Below are 17813 nucleotides of genomic sequence, written 5' to 3' on the forward strand. Positions count from 1 at the left end.
GTAACCACATGCACGATATCCCCGAAATAAAAGCGCATTCCGGTGGACTTTTTCAGATATTACGTCAGTATCGTCGCTCCCAACTGCTAAAGTTCCTCCTGCCGACCCTCCTCGGTATTCTGCTGTTTCTGACTCCCGTCTTTGTCGATGGCCGCATCACGGTGATGATTGCCTTCATCGTCGACATCATCAACGCCGTGATCAAACCCATCATGGTGGAAGGTACGGTACTGGTCACCGTCATCCCCACCATCGCCACCGTGGTGGTCAGCCTGACGACGCTGAAGCACAACCAAAACAGGTTCATCCAGCTGTTCAATCCTGGCCCGGTGTGGACGCTGGTACGCGTTACCGGCGCCATTCTGATGGTCATGGTGTACTTCCAGTGGGGCCCTGAGTGGATCTGGCACCGCGACACCGGCGGCGTGCTGCTGTACGACGTGGGCCCCGTGGTGGTGGCGATCTGCCTGCTGTCTTCGGTGCTGTTGCCGCTGCTGACCGACTACGGGCTGATGGAGTTCGTCGGCAGCCTGCTGAGCCGTGCGTTCGAGCGCCTGTTCGGCCTTCCCGGCCGCTCCGCGGTGGATAGCCTGGCGTCCTGGCTGTCATCATCGAGTGTCGGCATCATTCTGACGACGCAACAGTACCGCAACGGCTTCTACTCCATGCGTGAAGCCTGCATCATCTCGACCAACTTCTCGATCGTCTCCCTGGCCTACGCGTACCTGCTGATCAAGCTGATCGGTCTCGAGCAGCACTTCCTGATCTGGTACGCCAGCGTTGCCGTCACGGGCTTCGTCTGCGCCCTGGTCATCCCGCGCCTGCCTCCCTTGTCACGCAAGCCTCACTCCTACTTTCCACCGGAAGGCCAGCAACAGGTGCAAGACCGCCAGACAGGAGAAAGCCTGTTGGCTCTGGGCGTGCGTCGCGCGGTGGAGCGCGCCGAGCACGCTGCTTCCCCGCTGGAGCTAGTCAAGCGTGGCCTGCATGTCGGCGGCGACATCATCATCACGATATACCCGGCGATGATGGTCATCGGCTGCACGGGGCTGGCGCTGGTGCAGTTCACCGATATCGTCCACATCCTCTCGCTGCCACTGGTACCGCTGCTCGACCTGCTGGCGCTGCCGGAAGCTGAACAGGCAGCGCCCGCGCTGCTGGCGGGCCTGATCGACAGCATCATGCCGTCACTGCTAGGGGCTGGCATCGAAAGTGAAGTCACCCGCTTTGTCCTGGCCGGTGTCGCTGTCAATCAGATCGTGTTCTTCACCGAAGTGGCCATCGTGCTCGTCAGAGCCAACATCGGCCTGAGCCTTCTGGACCTGGTGTGGATCTATCTGCTGCGGGTGCTGGTGTCCTTGCCGGTGCTGTCACTGCTCGGCCACCTGCTGCTCGGTTGACGAAAACGGCACGGTGGCCCCCAGCACCGTGCCCATCCCCACGCTGTCACTACACGCGTCGGTACTTGTGAACGTCAGGGGCCTCACGGCCCCTTGTCGATGATTATCTTCAGGAAATCGATGTCATGGCGAATGCCGCACCACTTTCCGCCCCTCACATGGGCAGCGAGCTTCCACAGGCTGACCTGGTCCTTACCAACGGCCGTATCTATACCGTCAATGAGGCCCAGCCCTGGGCCCAGGCAGTCGCCATTGCCAATGGGCGCTTCCTCGTGGTGGGTGATAACACCGACGTTGCCGCAATCATCGGCCCCCACACCCGGGTGGTGGACCTGAAAGGTCGCTTTGCCATGCCTGGTCTGTATGACATGCATACCCATCCGGATCTTGCGCTGGCCCCTGACTATGCCGGCTATCTGGATGTGGGCATCGAGGACCCGACGCCCGCCCAGGTCCGGCAGGCGATCCTCGACTATGCCGAGCAGACGCCCGAAGGCTGGATCTACGGCGCCTATTTCGTCCGCTACACCTTCAAGCAGGCCGGGCTGACGGCGGACCGCCACTGGCTCGACAGTGTTATTGCCGACAGGCCGGTGGCCATTCTCGATCGCTCATGGGGTTGCATGCTGGCCAACTCCAAGGCGCTGGAACTGGCGGGCATCACGGCGGACACCAGCGACCCCCGCCATGGCTACATCGAGCGCGACAGCATCAGCGGAGAACCCACCGGTATTCTGGTCGACGGCGCCTACGCCATGATCCATGCCGCCATGCCGCCGACACCGGCCCAGGCGCTCTACCGCGCCTACCGCGATGGGGTGCATTTCCAAAGCTCACGCGGGGTGGTCGGCACCAAGTACGTGCACGTCTGCGAGCATCGGCTGGATGCACTCAAGCGTCTGGATCAGGAAGGCCGCCTGACCGCACGGGTCGAAGCCGCCATCAGCTGGCAGGATGACATCTTCCCGGTCAAGCGTCGCTGGGAGCTGCTGGCCGGTGAGCGTCACTTCTATCGCAGCGCCCGACTCAACGCCAACGCGGTCAAGTTTCACTTCGACGGCACCCATGAATCCCGTTCGTCCTATCTGTCGAGCCCATGGCCCGGCGAGAAGGACTGGCAAGGGCATCTGAACCTGACCCCCGAGCACGTCTGCGACATGATCGCCGACATGGATCGCCGAGGCATTCGAGTCATCGCCCACTGCACCGGCGATGGCGCCTCGGACATTTTTCTCAATGCCATCGCCGAGGCCAAGCGTCGTAATGGCGGCCTGCGCATGCGCCACCAGTGCGCCCACAGCACCACCCTGCTCGACGCCAATCTGCCGCGCTTCGCCGAGCTGGATGCGATTGCCGAATTCTCGCCGGTGGGCTGGTTCCCCTCATCGTTCGCCTACGCACGTGCCGTGTTCGGTGAGCAGCGCATGCAGCGCGCCTACAACTTTGCCGGCGTCTTGCAGGCAGGCGGTGTCGCGGTGATGGGCACCGATTGGCCGGTCTCGAACCCGGACCCGTGGATCGGGCTGGAAGCCATGGTCACTCGCGCCAATCCCTGGTCACAGGACGACGAGACCTTCCACGGCACCCCCATCAGCCTGGAGCAGGCCATCCGCGTGGCGACCCTCAATGGCGCCTACGCCATGGGCATGGAGCACCAGGCCGGCTCCATCGAGGTTGGCAAGTCCGCCGACCTGATCGTGCTGGACCGCAACCTGTTCGAGGTGCCCGCCCGTGGCGGCATTCATGCCACCCAGGTGGAGTGGACACTGCTGGAAGGCCGCCCGACCTGGGACGCCGCAGGTGACTTCCAGCAGAGCGAGCTCGAAGCCGTGTGGACTCAGCCGCCGCCGGCGTTCTGAGACAACACGCTGCGATGACTAAAGCCTAACGCCCAGGAGACGGCCCATGGCATCTTCACTCCCTGTCGTTCCCGTCACCTTGATCACCGGGTTTCTCGGGGCGGGAAAGACGACCCTGCTCAACCACCTGCTGCATGCCACCAGCGGTCGGCGCGTCGCGGTGATGGTCAATGACTTTGGCGCCATCAATATCGACAAGGACTTGATCATCAGCGAAACCCAGACCACCGTCAGCCTGGCCAACGGCTGCATCTGCTGCACGGTGGAGGGCGATCTTATCGATCAGCTGACGGGACTGCTGAACATGCAGGCAGGCCGCCCGGAGCACATCGTGATCGAGGCCAGCGGTGTCTCCAATCCGACCAAGATCGCCAGTACGCTGCGCTACCCGATCTTTCGAGACAGGGTCATCATCGACAGTATTCTCACGGTGGTCGACGCCGAACAGTTCGATCGCCTGGACGGCGATATGGCGAGACTGGCCACGGAGCAGCTGGATGTGGCCGATATGGTGATACTGAACAAGACCGATCTGGCCAGCGATGCGCAGATCGACGCCTTCGAGCGCCGTTGGCTCTACCCGGGAGTTCGTCTATACAAGACCCAGCGGGGACAGGTGCCGCTCTCGATGGTACTGGGCGTCGATGTGGGTCAGCGCCCCATATCGCTGCGGGCGATGCCATCATCCCCCGGTGGCCTGGTCGCTCCACGCCAGGGCGCCGGCGAGGACCATGCCGCCCGTTTCACCAGCACCCACTGGACCAGCCGTTATCCCGTCCGGCTGCAGGCGCTGCGAGAAGCGCTGCGCGCACTGCCTACTTCCATCTACCGGGCCAAGGGGATCTGCTACCCAGAAGAGATGAACGGTCGCGCGGTAGCGGTGCACCTGGTCGGCAGCCGTATCGATATAGCGCCCCTTGGAGACAGTGGTTTGGCAGATACCTCCATGGCAGACGCCTGCAGCCGCCTGATCATGATCGCCCCGCTAGGAGGCATCGACCCGCTGACGCTGCAGGAAACGCTGGATGCTTGCGTGGTGTGGCCAACCGACATAGAAAAGGCCCACCACGATGCGCGTCCACAAGCGTCCGTGACACAGGACATGGCCCCACCAACGACCCATCAGGACGGGAATACCGAGTATGCGTGAACAGCGCTGCCCGCTGCTGCCAGCGGTGCATGGAGTGGAACGAACCCTGACCAGCCTTCACTTTGGTGAAGGGGCTCGCAAGGCCTACCTGCAGGCCAGCCTGCATGGCGATGAAATTCCCGGCATGCTGGTGCTCCACCACCTGCGCCAGTTGATCGCCAAGGCCGAAGACAGCCACCTGCTGCGCGGGGAGATCGTCCTGGTCCCGGTGGCCAACCCCATCGCCCTGGGCCAACGCCTGATGCACGATGCCATGGGCCGCTTCGACTTCACCACCGGCCTCAACTTCAATCGTGACTATCCGGATCTGGCCACCCCCCTGATGGCGGCGCTGGAAGGGCAACTCGGCCCTTCCCCCCAGGACAACCGCCGGATCATCCGCCAGGCCCTGGCGGGGGCCATCGACAGGCTGCCCTGTGACAGCGATATCCGGTCACTCAAGCAGGCCCAACTGCGTCTGGCCCATGACGCCGACCTGGTGCTGGACCTGCACTGCGATGCCCAGGCGATTGTTCATCTGTATCTGGAAGCCCCCTACTGGCCACAGCTCGAGCCGTTGGCCCGCTACCTGGGCGCTGAGGCCATGCTGCTGGGGACAGGCACCGGATCCTTTTCCTTCGACGAGGCCTGCGGCCAGCCCTGGTGGCGGCTGGCCGACCACTTTGAGGATCGCTTCCCGGTTCCCGCGGCCTGCGTTACCGCCACCGTGGAACTGCGCGGAGAGCAGGACGTAGACCACGACACCGCACGGGCCGATGCCATTGCCCTGTATCGCTACCTGGTCCAGCAAGGCTTCATCGCTGACGAGATTCCCTCGGCGCCCGCCTTGAAGGCCGAGCCCACCCCGTTCCAGGGCGCCCTGACCATCAAGGCACCGGTGGCGGGAGTGGTGGCCTTTCATGTGGCCCCCGGGGATCGCGTTGACGTCGGCCAGCGGCTGGCGGATCTGGTCGACCCACTCACGGCGGAGGTGACGCCGGTGGTCAGCGCCAGTCAGGGCGTCGTCTACATGCGCACATCCTGTCGCTATCTGCCCCCCGGAGCAGAACTGTGCAAGATCGCCGGAAAAACCCCGCTGGACCAGGGGGGGCAGGTATCCGCCTGACGCGCTCAGGACACCCGATGGGTCCCATGACCTCACAGCATTTACGCCAGACCATTGACACCAGATCGTCTACGCCAGGCACTCGCCAAAGCCTGGCTCAATAGCTCAGGAGCTTTGCATGAAATATTCCTCATTGGTGGGCCGTATCGCCGGCGAGACCGTTACCGCCTGGGACATCCACTTCGCGGCCTGTGACGCCGCCGAACGGGGTGAAGACGTCATTGTGCTGAGTATCGGCGACCCCGACTTCACCACCGACCCCCGCATCATCGAAGCTGCCGTGGAGGCGCTGGCGGCTGGCGATACCCACTACACCCCAGTGACCGGGCGTGAAGAGGTGCGCCATGCCATCGCCGCCAAACAGCGCCGCCTCCAGGGCACGCCGGTCTCCGCCGATGAGGTGACGCTGGTGGCGGGGGCACAAAATGGGCTGTTCGCCACCGCCCTGTGTCTGTTTGAACACGGCGACGACGTGCTCGTCCCCGAACCCATGTACCTGACCTATGCCGCCAGCCTGCAGGCGTCCGGGGCACGCATGGTGCCCATCGCCCAGCATGCCGATGACGACTTCCGGCTGACCCGAGAGGCGATAGAAGCGGCGCTGACGCCCAACACCCGCGGCATCGCCTTTGCCACGCCCAACAATCCCACGGGCAACGTCTACCGCCCGGAAGAGCTCGAGGCAATCGCCGAGATCGCGCGGCGCCATGACCTGTGGGTGATCTCCGACGAGGTCTACGGTCAGCTGACCTATGACTGCGACCATCAAAGCATTGCCAGCCTGCCGGGTATGCAGGAGCGGACCATTGTCATCAACAGCCTGTCGAAATCCCATGCCATGACCGGTTGGCGTACCGGCTGGGTGGTGGGACCGAAGACGCTGATCGGGCATCTGGATAACCTGCTGCTGAGCATGCTGTATGGCCTGCCAGGTTTCGTTCAGCAGGCCACTCTGCGTGCCCTGGAGCTGGACGACGACGTTGTCGACCAGGCGCGCGAGGTCTACCGGCGCCGCCGGGCGATAGTGATGGAGGGTCTGGGACAGTGCTCGCGGCTTGGCATCAAGGCGCCCGAGGCGGGTATGTTCATGCTGGTGGACATCCGCGAGACGGGGCTTTCGAGCATCGACTTCGCCTGGCAGCTGTTCCGCAGCACTGGAGTCTCGGTACTGGATGCGGAAGCCTTCGGCAGCAGCGCCAAAGGCTTCGTGCGGCTATCCTTCGCCGTGTCCGAGGCGCAGCTTGAAGACGCCTGCCAGCGCATCGCACGCTTCGTTGATGGACTGCCGACGAGCGCAAACCAAGCCAACGCAATGCAGCTGTAGCGTCGCATTACCTGCCTTTCCGGCATGACGGCAAGCTCTGGAGGCCATTGCAGGATCAGCATGATCTCGACGGCGGCCTCCAGAGACCTTCATGGTTTTCTCTGGACTCCCTCGCTAGCGCGGAATCACCCCATCAACGCTGGCTGCCGACGTCCAGCACCAGCTTCCCCACGTGATGCTTTTCCTGAAAGCGCTGCTGCGCCGTAGCGATGTCATCAAGCGTAAAGGTTGCTGCCACCAGGGGGGCAACCTGCCCCTGCTCGATACGCTCGACCAGGTTGCCGAAGACCTCCTCAGCCAACACGGTACAGCCCAACAGGCTGAGGTCCTTGAGGTAGAGCGTGCGAACGTCCAGCTCCACTAGAGGGCCCGCGATGGCGCCCGCAACAGCGTAACGTCCCCCCGGGCGCAGCACGTTCAAATACTCAGGCCATTGCTCGCCCGCTACCAGATCGATCACTACGTCGACGCTATTCGCAGCGACATGCTCAGACAACGGCTGATCCCTCAGCACGATCTGGTTGGCACCCAGCTCACGCAGGATCTGCGCCTTGCCCTTCCCGGTCATGGCGATTACATCAGCTCCTCGGGCCTTGGCCAGCTGGACCACTGCAGACCCCACACCTCCGGAAGCCCCTGTCACCAGGACCTTGTCGCCTTCCACCACCTGGGCCCGGGTCAACATGTTTTCCGCGGTGGAGTAGGAACAGGGGAAGGACGCCAGCTCAACGTCGGAGAGCGCACTCTCGATACGGTAGGCATGTCGAGACGCCACCTTGGTGAACTCTGCAAAACCGCCATCACATTCCGAACCGAAATACCAAGGAGCCGCCAGTTCCTGTCCAGCACTCTCGCGGACACAAGGTTCAATCAACACTCTCTCGCCCACCCGCGAGTCGTCGACACCACGACCTACCGCGACGATCCGGCCACACACATCAGCGCCCTGAATACGCGGGACCCGCAGAGGCTGACCAGACCAGCTGGCATCTTCGCTGTCACCGTCACCCTTGGAGTACCAGGCAAGGCGCGTATTAATATCGGTGTTGTTGACCCCGGCAGCCGCTACCTTGATCAGCACCTCTCCAGGGCCAGGCTGAGGCACCTGAAGGTCTTCACGGTATACCAGCATCTCAGGGCCGCCATGGCCCAGCAGCTGAACGCCTTTCATCATGTGGCATGGAACATCGTTCATCAGACATCTCCCAACAGTCGTCGAGCGGCTCGCTGGGCCGCGTGGATGGCAGCATCACCCTGAGTGGGCCAGGCACTGGAGGCACCTTCGTGGAGCAAAAACAGTTCTGCCGCCAGGTCAGGCCTGCCGCTGGCACTGCCCATCAGTTCACGCACCTCTCGCTTGTGGCGCATGACCGAGTCGGTGATGTGGACGTTGCCGGGAAACGCCGCAAAGGCACTCATCGACATACAGCCGTGGGGAGCATTGTCGGCCATCCACCTCCCTAGCCGATCAAACAGCACACAGACTGCTTCCGCCCCCGGAGCGGACAGCGACTGTGACAGCAGCGCCAGATACCGCGCGTGTCGGTGGTCCAGCGCGCCGATGACCATGGCCTCCTTGGAAGGGAAGTGCCGATACAAGGTCCTCAAGCTGACGCCCGAGGCAATCTTGAGCTCCGGCACGCTGGGCTCGGCGAAGCCACGCTGACTAAAGGCGGTTTCCAGCCCTTCGGCAATCTGTTCTCGATTCATGCACTGTCCTGGAGAAGGTGGTAGCGGCGCTACCTACTCTTCGTGGTAGAAAGAATGTTCTACCTTGAAGAGTAGAACATTCTTTCTACCCAAGGCAACCCATCGCGTTAGCGCCTGACGTCCAGCGGTGTTGCGGCGTCGGCAGCATTTGCGACCTTGCGGCGAAGCTTTGCCGTCTAGGGACACGAACTTTGCGCTGACGCGTGACAAACCTTAGGGTTTTCACCACGTCATTGCGCATTATCCGTTCGATATTGCTAACCATCGGGAGTTACTCCATGGAAACCTCCAATCCTGCCGGGAATTCCGGCAAAGAGCGCCGTTTTTTCGGCCATCCCTGGCCACTGGCCACCCTGTTCGGCATGGAGGTGTGGGAGCGCTTCTCTTTCTATGGCATGCAGGCGATCCTGCTGATCTACCTGTACTACGAGGCCAGCCGTGGTGGCCTGGCGATGGATCAATCGGTGGCCATCGGCATCGTCGGCGCTTACGGAAGCTCGGTGTATCTGGCGACCATTCTTGGTGGCTGGTTAGCCGACCGGGTCTTTGGGGCTGAGCGCACCCTGTTCTACTCCGGCATCGTGGTCATGCTCGGCCATATTGCCCTGGCGATCCTGCCAGGGGTCTACGGCGTGACAGCAGGCCTGATGCTAGTCGCTTTGGGCAGCGGTGGGGTCAAGGCCACCTGCTCGGCGCTGGTGGGCGCGCTCTACGAAGCGGGCAGTCCCAAGCGAGACGCAGGGTTCTCGATCTTCTATCTGGGCATCAATATCGGTGGCTTCGTCGGCCCTCTGCTGACCGGGCTGCTTCAGCAAAAGGCCGGTTTTCATGTCGGCTTCGGTATCGCAGCGGTCGGTATGGCCATCGGCCTGGCGCAGTACACCGCGGGTCGCAAGGGCCTGCCGGATGACCAGAAGGTTGCCCCGAACCCTGTCGCGCCCACGACCCTCAAACGCTATCTGGTCATGGCGGTGATCGCGATCACCGTTCTGGTCGTAGCCACCCTGGGCGGGCTGGTACGCGCCAACAACCTGTCCGAAGTGATGCTGGCCATCATTGCCGTCGCCACTGTCGCCTACTTCGCCACCATCCTGCGCTCGTCACAGGTCACCCGCGAAGAGCGCAGCCGAGTCTTGGCCTTTATCCCGCTGTTTCTGACCAGTGCCGCCTACTGGGCGCTCTACAGCCAGTCCTATACCGTGATCACTGCCTTCTTCGACCAGCGCGTGGATCGCGTCGTGTTCGGTTGGGAGATTCCCGTTGGCTGGCTGGTATCGGTACAGGCGCTGACCATCATTCTGTTCTCCGGTGTCTTTGCCTGGCTGTGGACGACGCTGGGCAAACGCCAACCCTCGTCTGCCGGCAAGTTCGTCATTGCCATGGCCATCATCGGTGCGACCTTCCTGGGGTACCTGCCGTTTCTCGGTGAGGACGGTTCGAGCATGCCCCTGATCATGCTGGTGCTGTTGCTGCTGGGCTTCACCGCCTCTGAACTGTGCCTGTCCCCCATTGGCCTGTCGGTGACCACGAAACTGGCGCCGCGCTCCTTCCAGACACAGATGATGGCGCTGTTCTTCCTGTCGCTGTCACTTGGCTTCGCTGCCGGCGGCAAGCTGGGCGCTTTCTATACCGAGGACAGCGAAGTCGGCTACTTTATCGCCATGGCGGCGATTGGCGGGGGTAGCGCCCTGCTGCTGGCTCTTTGCCTGCCCTTCATCCGCCGGGCGATGCGCGGCGCCGACTGAGTCTGCCCTCGCCCCGCCCCTGCCACAGGGGACACACTCCGCACACGACGTGCCAGGCGGCCATCGCCGCCCGGTTGTTGCATCGATTCAGGACGCAGGAAACCAACATGCCGACCGACCACGCCATCCAGGGCCTGCATATCACCGACCATAGACTGACCGTGCCCGTTGACTGGTCCCACCCGGACAACGGCGACACCCTCAGCCTGTTCTATCGCGAGGTCTCTGCCGCACAGCGTCAGGATGAGGATCTGCCACTGCTGGTGTTTCTCCAGGGGGGGCCGGGGGGCAAGTCTCCCCGCCCCTCAGCCCATGGGCCTGGCTGGCTGCACGAGGCGCTGAAGCACTACCGGGTGATCCTGCCGGATCAGCGGGGTACGGGGCGTAGCTCGCGTATCACCGGCGACATCATGGCCGCCTTCCACGATGCCGAAACCGCTGCGGACTATCTGGCCTGCTTCGATGCCCACGCGGTCGTGGCGGATCTCGAGCACCTGCGCAAGACTCGCTATCAAGGGGCGCGCTGGGCGACCCTGGGCCAGAGCTACGGCGGTTTCCTTACACTGACCTACCTGTCCTATGCGCCTCAGGGACTCGAGAGGTGCTATATCACCGGCGGGCTCCCTGCCATCGAAGCCGACCCCGACGAGGTCTATCGACGTACCCATCGGCGGGTGGCGGCCAAGCTGGACGCTTATCTGGCGCGCTTTCCGGCTGACAAGGACCAGCTCGATGCCATCGCCGATCACCTGCTCGACCACGATGTGCGCCTGCCCAATGGTGATCCGTTCAGCGTCCGCCGCTTGCAGAGCCTGGGCCTGATGCTCGGCATGGGTGACGGTGCCGAGCGCCTGCACTGGTTGCTGGAAGAAGCCTTCAGCGATGATGACCGTCGCCACCTCAATCACCACTTCCTGGTGGAGGTGATGACGCTGACCGGGTTTGACGAGAACCCGCTGTTTGCCGCCATTCACGAGAATATCTACGCCCGCCCCGAGGGCACCTGCAACTGGTCCGCCGAACGCCAGCGCGGCGATATCTTCGACGAAACGCGGCGTCCGCTCAGCTTGACCGGCGAGATGATCTACCCCTGGATGTTCGACGACATCCAGGCCCTTAGGCCGTTTCGCGACGCCGTACACCGGTTGGCACAGCGCCGCCTGTCCCAACCCTTCTACGATCGCCACCAACTGGCCGCCAATCAGGTCCCGGTGATGGCATTGATTTACTTCGACGACATGTACGTGGACGCCGAACTGTCGTTGGCCACCGCCAAGGCCATTCCCCACCTGCGCTACTGGATCACCAACGAGTACGAACACGATGGCCTGCGCCAGGATCCGACGGTGCTGCGCCGCCTGATGTCGATGGCTGAGGGATGAGGGATGAGGGATGACTGCGCTAGACCGTGTGCTGGCGATGAGGTGGCAATTCGCGTAAGAGTATCGGCACACAGAGACAGATAAATGGCCATCGCGTCAGCGCTGCTCACACGCTCGAAAGGACACCGACAATGACAACGACTTCACGGCACGCCCCCTCGGCGGGTAATCCCTTCAAGGTCGCGATGGCCGAGGGTCATCATCGCATCGGCCTGTGGCTATCGCTGGGCGACCCGTATTGCGCTGAAATGTGCGCCAGTGCAGGCTTTGACTGGCTGCTGATAGATGGCGAGCACGGCCCCAATGACCTGCGTTCACTGCTTTTCCAACTGCAGGCGGTGACGGCCGCCGGTGGCCACCCAGTGGTAAGAGTGGTGCAGGGCGAAACGGCATTGATCAAGCAAGTACTGGATATCGGTGCACAGACCTTGCTGGTGCCCATGGTCGACACGGCGGAGCAAGCCCGCGCCATCGTGGCGGCCACCCGCTACCCTCCACAGGGCATCCGCGGAGAAGCCTCACCCATCGTTCGCGCATCCCGCTGGGGCGCCCGTACGGACTATCTTCAGCACGCCAATGACGAGGTTTGCCTGCTGGTTCAGGCGGAAAGCGTAACAGCGCTGGATAACCTCGAAGCCATCTGTGCCGTGGATGGTGTCGATGGCGTATTCATCGGTCCCGCTGATCTGGCTGCCTCCATGGGGCATCTCGGCAATGCGTCCCACCCCGAGGTGCAAGCAGCCATCGACACCGCCATCACGCGGGTCAAGCACAGCGGCAAAGCTGCCGGTGTGCTGACCGGTGACCCGGATCAGGCCAGGCACTACCTGGCCCTTGGTGCCCAGTTTGTAGCGGTCGGGCTGGACGTCAGCCTGCTGATGCAAGCGGTACGACAGCGGGCGGCTGATTTTTCGCTCGGCCCCGCTTCCCCCTCTTCCGCCGATGGTCCCTACTGACGTTCGCAGGAGTCCTGACGGCTACCACTCGCCGCCGCCACGCTCCAGGGCGGCAGCGATCGCCTGGGGAATGGGCTGGCCGGTGCGCTCGCTGGCGAACAGGTACTCGCCGGCAGGGTTGACCTCGAGAAAGACGTGACGTCCTTGCGGGGTCACTCGTAGATCGATGGCACCATAGGCCAGGCCGAAGGCCTTCATCAGCGCCCTGAGACCCGCCTCCACCTCGGTCGGCAGGGTATAGGCAAACACCCTGGCGCTGCCCACCCCGCCGCGGTAGTCGACCTCATACTGAGGCTCACTTTCAAAGGCGGTGGCGAACATCTCGCCGGCCACGGCGGTGACCCGAATATCCAGCGCCAGCGGGATATATTCCTGGAAGATCACCGGGGCCAGGCGCACAGCATCGAGCTGGGCGATCTCGGCCTCACCGACCTTCAAGGTCTCTCGCGGGGCCTCGACGATATTGCGAAAGGCCTTGCGCACCACGCCACCCTCCAGGTGTCGGCCGACAAATTCCGCGGCGGCCTCCGGACGGTTGGTAATCAGAGTATCGGGTATCTCCAGCCCCAGCCGGTGGGCCAGTCGATGTTGAGCAAGCTTGCGCTGGGCACGCTCGTCGGCCAGAGGATCATTCATCCAGAAGCCGTCCATGGCGTACCACAGGCCCTGAACCGCTTCCTGAGTTTCAGACCAGGCGAACAGGCGCTCGGTGCCATCGCCCAACGCCGGGTCCAGGTCAAAGGGGCGCAGACGTCGATTCCACACCGAGCGCACCTCATCCAGTGCCAGACGCCGACCATCGGGCAGCGTCAACCACAGGCTGTCGCCGCTGGCACCGGCGTAGGCGAGAATGCCAAGCCGTTGGGGAAAGTCGGCGACGTCGATGACGTCCACCGGTGAATGCAGATGTTCCAGCACACGCTCGACGTGGGTGTTGTCGGCAAAGGACAGGATCAGAATCATGGAAAGCTCCCATGGGCAATGAGACCGCTACGTGAAACATGGCGGGCGCCAGGGTGACGCTCGCCATGTGAACGGGAGCTACTGGCCGCCAAGTTGGAGGTAGGCTTCCCAGGCCTGCTGCCAGGCCATCATCCCCTGCTGATCGAGCATGCCCATCTGGTGAAGCTGGGCGTAGTAGGCCAGCATTTGCGCGTACTCAGCGAGCAGCGCCTGACCATTGTCTGCACCGTCACTGGTGGGCGGCTTCAATGACGCTCCGGCAGGAGGCTGGCCGGTCGCCAGCACGAAGGGCTGCAGCGGCGTGCCAAGCTGCACCGGCATGGCGGGTTGCACCGGTACACTGCCCCAGCCTCCGGGCTGCGGGTTCTCGAAGGCCTGCTTGCCGCCCTCGAGCAGGGCCTTGCCAGGGGCTTCGTAGACCTGCTTGGGGGGATCCAGCGGCTTGATCTTGCCAGGGTCGACGCCTGGATCCTTGGCCAGGTCCTTGGGCTTGTCCTTGGCCAGGTCCTTTGGCAGCTCCTTGGGTTTTTCCTTGCTGAGCTCCTTCGGCGGCTCCTTGATGCCGTCCTTCAACAGATCCTTGCCACCATCCTTCGGTCCCTCCTTGGGAAAATCCTTGATCACCTCCTTCGGGCGATCCTTGGGCAGCTCCTTGCCGGTTTCCTTGGCCGGGTCCTTGATCGGGTCCTTGGCCAGCTCCTTGACGATCTCCTTGGTCAGCTCCTTGGGGCTGTCCTTGGGCGGAAACTTGGGCAATACCGGGGTACAGGACACCGTCTCGCCGATGGCGCTGCGGGGTCCGTCAAGGCAGGCCTGCATCCGTGCCACCTGGCCTTCGGTGAACATCACCATGGTGTCGTCATCGACGTAGTCCATGTAGTTCATGAACATGTCGCCGTTGGGACCGTTGTCGCAGGACACCTTGGGAAAGCTGGGCTTGCCCACGTTGGCGCCGCCTTGGTTGGGCGTATCGTCGACGAAGTCGGAGCCGGAACAGCCGGTGCCATCATCCCCCCAGATATGGAACAGATTGAGCCAGTGGCCGATTTCATGGGTGGCCGTACGCCCCAGATTGAACGGTGCCTGGGCGGTGCCCATGTTGCCGAAGGCCGTGTAGGTCACGACCACGCCGTCGGTGGCGGCGGGGCCTCCCGGGAACTGGGCATAGCCGAGCAGACCTCCGCTCAGCGGGCAGACCCAGATATTGAGGTACTCATCAGAGGGCCAGCCATCCTTGCCGCCGGTGGCGTCGGCCTTGACCTTGTCATCCCCCGAGAACCCGCTGACCTCGGTCTGGGTACGGGTGATGCCGTCGGTGGCGTTGCCGTCTGGATCGGTGGTGGCCAGGGCAAACAGCAGTCTGGCATCCGCCGCCAACGGGGCGAACGGCGCCGGTACGCTGGAGATATCGGCGTTGGTCTTGCGGAAATCCTGGTTGAGGATCTCGATCTGGCTGTCGATCTGCTCTCTGGAAATGTTCTGGGTATCGGTCTTGTAGACCACGTGCACCACCACCGGTATGCGCGTGCATCCCGGACGCTGTGCCATGGTGCCACGCATGGCGCGAAAGGCGTGCTCCTCGATGCGCGCCCGGCGACGGGCGTAGCCTGGGTCTTCGTCAAGCAGGCGCCGGTGCAGCGCCATGGTGCCACAGCAGCGACATCCTCTTGGATGGTTCATTTCTTCAGACATGACTTGCTCCCCGCCAGCCAGGAGGCCAGCGTTGTGAGTACGGACTCATTGGCCAGCGGCAGGCTGGCCTCCTGCGGCCCCACAACGCTCGTCCCATTCGCCTCGGGCGGGTTGCGCCAGGAGCCTATCGCTTGGTGATGATCAGAATGTCCTCTTCCACTGCATCAATGTCGTAATCGCCTTCCCATCCGGGCAACGTCAGCTGCAGCTTTTGTCCTTGCTGCTGCCAATGTCCCGTGGCATCACGACAGGGCCGGTCGGATGCGCTGCCGCCGTAGCACTCGGCAGAGCCATCAGGGTGGAGGCAAAGCCGCCGACGAGGCATGCGCGACGGGGCGATCGCCGGTGAATCGGGATGGCGCAGAATCATGCAGCCGTTCACTCCCTCCTCCTTCACTTCCACCCAGTCTCCGCACAGCGGCATCGTCATGGCTGCCTCCTTATGAGGTGTTGTTCTACGCTCCAGCGCGGTCATGCAGAGGCCTTCGTCGCCAAGGCCCATTGCCACCCGGCGTCGAGGGACGGATGCCATTGTGCCGACGCCTGCAGACGACGGTACTGCGCCAGCAGCGCCTGCCGGTGGGCCTCGAAGTGACGCCACGGGTCCCCCCGATGATGGCGCTCGTCGCCGCGGCAAACACATAGCGGCAGCGGCGCGGGAGGCTGCATCGACGACCGTAGCCCGGCGCGTTCGGCCACAAAGGCCAGGTTCATGCTGATGATCTTCATCGCATAGTCGATATCGACCGTGGCCAGCACGTCACCAGGCCCATGGATATTGGCATTGGTTCCATCGGCACCTTCAATGGTCAATACCGCCGGAATGCCCGCATCAATAAAGGGCACATGGTCACTCGCGAAGGGATTCAGCGAGACCTGCAGCTCAAGATCCGTAAACTGCGCTCCCGCTGTGCTGAGTCCATCGATCATGTCCTGGCTGAGCGGCGCGCCTTCCAGCAGGACGGCTTGAGGCGTCGCATTGACCGAGCCAATCATGTCCATATTGAGCACGCCCGCGATCCGTTGCCGCTCGCTACTCGACAGTCCCGCGACCCACTGACGGCTACCGTGCAGTCCCTGCTCTTCTCCGCCGAACAGGACAAAGCTGATGTCATCGTCGAACGAGTGCTGAGCCAGCACCTCGGCCATCAGCACTACCGCCGCCGATCCGCTGGCGTTGTCGTCGGCGCCCGGAGCTGGCGCCGACGGTCCTCCCTGATGATTGACGCTGTCCAGGTGCGCCACGACCAGCCAGTGCCGGGGATGCGCGCCAACCCCTGCCAGCGCGGCTGCCACATTGCTACTGGTGCCCCCTGTCGGGACCGATACGGTCTGACGCGAACAGGACAAACCCGCACCAGCAAATTGGCCTTCCGCCCAGTCTGCGGCCTCGCCATAGCTGGCGCTGGTAGAATGCCGAGTGGGCCAGGACACCAGCTGTCTGATCAGCTGGTCATAGCGTGAACGCGAGGCCGAGTTCACCAGGGCAGTCAGCGACGTGGCGCGAGTCTCAGGAACCGCGGTGGGCTTGGCCTGATGGAACAGAACAGTGTCCTTGTTCAGCGGAAACAGGCGAAAACACGGCTCCTGATGGTCATCGAGCCCAGCGTTGATCTGACGCGCCGTGGCTCGGTCCAGGTCGACCACCAGATAGCGGCCCGCATCCAGCAGTACCGGCACGTCGGGATACTGCTGCTGAAACAGCCGGCCTTTCTGGCAGACACCGTGCAGGCTCCCTCGGGCAACATCCATCGCCTGGCCGTCAGCACTATCGTCAGCACTGTCATCAAGCGTCGCACGCAGCGCCGGCCAGCGCGCATTGGGCGCGACCAACAGCTGCTGACCTCCCGCCTGCACCCGCCAGACTCCCGCTACTGTCAGCGGTTTGGCGCGAGCGGAAGAAGACGTTATCGTTTGCCTCAGTATCACCTTCATGGAGTCACCCTTTGCTGCCATCAGCAGCAGGGACGATGCGCCAGAACGAGACGGTCCCGCTCACCGGCAGAACCCTCTTCAGCGGAATTAGCCGCAGCGTAATGGATTATCAAGGTAGTTGTTTCACGGCCAACCGTCTGTGGCTGCCCTGGCTCCAACAACCTCCGGCACCTATCCGTAACTCTTTGATCATCATCGAATAATCTGAGTGAACGGATCATCCACACCGGGTGGTGTCAGTTCCCTGAGAAAAAAGTGCACAGAAAATCAGTGGGCTGGCGAGAGATGAAACTTTTTCACCTAACGACACACCAAGCTGAGTGAAGGTCTCGTCCAAGCCAGGTCGTGCCGTTTATGTAGTAAAGCTCCGAATCTGATCAGCGATGAAATCGCCAGCCGTGCGCTCTGCGCAGGCCTGCCACCACCGGCGTACTGGCGACAAAAGGTCGGCATATTCGAGAATATTGTCATCATTGTCGCCGAGAAAGGACCATACAGACGGTAGAACACGCCTGCTACTTGCTTTATACTTTCGTCGTAAATTTACGATCTCGACATCCCGTCGGGATCGTTTTCGTTTGTCGGGAGGTCC

General features: G+C 62.8%; 14 protein-coding genes. 8 read left to right on the forward strand and 6 right to left on the reverse strand.

Annotation, left to right across the window (positions count from 1 at the left end; translation table 11 throughout):
* Window positions 1-8 precede the first annotated feature (8 nt).
* The 5 genes from KUV86_RS06775 (at window position 9) to KUV86_RS06795 (ending at window position 6838) form a co-directional block, all read left to right on the forward strand.
* A complete protein-coding gene (locus KUV86_RS06775) occupies window positions 9-1400 on the forward strand; it encodes a YjiH family protein (RefSeq protein WP_222484174.1) in 1392 nt (463 codons plus the stop codon).
* Between the two features lie 125 nt (window positions 1401-1525).
* Window positions 1526-3259 carry an amidohydrolase gene (locus tag KUV86_RS06780; protein WP_222484175.1) on the forward strand — a complete coding sequence of 578 codons (1734 nt, stop codon included), beginning with the start codon at window positions 1526-1528 and terminating at the stop codon, window positions 3257-3259.
* Between the two features lie 46 nt (window positions 3260-3305).
* On the forward strand, window positions 3306-4409 hold the full coding sequence (locus KUV86_RS06785; RefSeq protein WP_222484177.1) for a CobW family GTP-binding protein: 1104 nt from the start codon (window positions 3306-3308) through the stop codon (window positions 4407-4409).
* Window positions 4402-5514 (forward strand): succinylglutamate desuccinylase/aspartoacylase family protein, encoded by a 1113-nt coding sequence (locus KUV86_RS06790; RefSeq protein WP_222484179.1) that lies wholly within the window; start codon window positions 4402-4404, stop codon window positions 5512-5514. Before KUV86_RS06785 ends, KUV86_RS06790 begins: the two co-directional genes overlap by 8 nt.
* A 118-nt stretch (window positions 5515-5632) precedes the next feature.
* Window positions 5633-6838: a pyridoxal phosphate-dependent aminotransferase gene (locus KUV86_RS06795; RefSeq protein WP_222484180.1), complete on the forward strand. Its 1206-nt coding sequence runs from the start codon at window positions 5633-5635 to the stop codon at window positions 6836-6838.
* A gap of 133 nt (window positions 6839-6971) precedes the next feature.
* On the opposite strand, the gene KUV86_RS06800 is transcribed toward KUV86_RS06795, so the two are convergent.
* Both KUV86_RS06800 and KUV86_RS06805 read right to left on the reverse strand, forming a co-directional pair.
* Entirely contained in the window at window positions 6972-8033 is a 1062-nt protein-coding gene (locus KUV86_RS06800; protein WP_222484181.1) for an alcohol dehydrogenase family protein, read from the reverse strand.
* Window positions 8033-8548: a TetR/AcrR family transcriptional regulator gene (locus KUV86_RS06805; RefSeq protein WP_222484182.1), complete on the reverse strand. Its 516-nt coding sequence runs from the start codon at window positions 8546-8548 to the stop codon at window positions 8033-8035. Before KUV86_RS06805 ends, KUV86_RS06800 begins: the two co-directional genes overlap by 1 nt.
* 278 nt (window positions 8549-8826) lie before the next feature.
* On the opposite strand from KUV86_RS06805, the gene KUV86_RS06810 reads away from it, so the two are divergent.
* From KUV86_RS06810 to hpaI, 3 genes are all read left to right on the forward strand, one after another.
* Complete coding sequence (locus KUV86_RS06810; RefSeq protein WP_206942002.1) at window positions 8827-10293, forward strand: peptide MFS transporter; 1467 nt, start codon at window positions 8827-8829, stop codon at window positions 10291-10293.
* Between the two features lie 107 nt (window positions 10294-10400).
* Window positions 10401-11675 carry an alpha/beta fold hydrolase gene (locus KUV86_RS06815; RefSeq protein WP_222484183.1) on the forward strand — a complete coding sequence of 425 codons (1275 nt, stop codon included), beginning with the start codon at window positions 10401-10403 and terminating at the stop codon, window positions 11673-11675.
* A gap of 131 nt (window positions 11676-11806) precedes the next feature.
* Window positions 11807-12631 carry a 4-hydroxy-2-oxoheptanedioate aldolase gene (gene hpaI / locus KUV86_RS06820; protein ID WP_222484184.1) on the forward strand — a complete coding sequence of 275 codons (825 nt, stop codon included), beginning with the start codon at window positions 11807-11809 and terminating at the stop codon, window positions 12629-12631.
* A 21-nt stretch (window positions 12632-12652) separates the two neighbouring features.
* Here hpaI and KUV86_RS06825 read toward each other — a convergent pair whose 3' ends face one another.
* From KUV86_RS06825 to KUV86_RS06840, 4 genes are all read right to left on the reverse strand, one after another.
* A complete protein-coding gene (locus KUV86_RS06825; protein ID WP_222484186.1) occupies window positions 12653-13594 on the reverse strand; it encodes a RimK family alpha-L-glutamate ligase in 942 nt (313 codons plus the stop codon).
* 78 nt (window positions 13595-13672) lie between these two features.
* Window positions 13673-15286, reverse strand: coding sequence for a zinc metalloprotease (locus tag KUV86_RS06830; RefSeq protein WP_222484188.1), 1614 nt, complete (start codon window positions 15284-15286; stop codon window positions 13673-13675).
* A 124-nt stretch (window positions 15287-15410) separates the two neighbouring features.
* Window positions 15411-15716: a hypothetical protein gene (locus KUV86_RS06835; protein WP_206942007.1), complete on the reverse strand. Its 306-nt coding sequence runs from the start codon at window positions 15714-15716 to the stop codon at window positions 15411-15413.
* Window positions 15717-15757: 41 nt separating this feature from the next.
* Window positions 15758-17221 (reverse strand): M28 family metallopeptidase, encoded by a 1464-nt coding sequence (locus KUV86_RS06840; protein ID WP_222484190.1) that lies wholly within the window; start codon window positions 17219-17221, stop codon window positions 15758-15760.
* Window positions 17222-17813: the final 592 nt, after the last annotated feature.

It is taken from the genome of Halomonas sp. DP8Y7-3, from assembly GCF_019801675.1.
Classification (GTDB): domain Bacteria; phylum Pseudomonadota; class Gammaproteobacteria; order Pseudomonadales; family Halomonadaceae; genus Halomonas; species Halomonas litopenaei_A.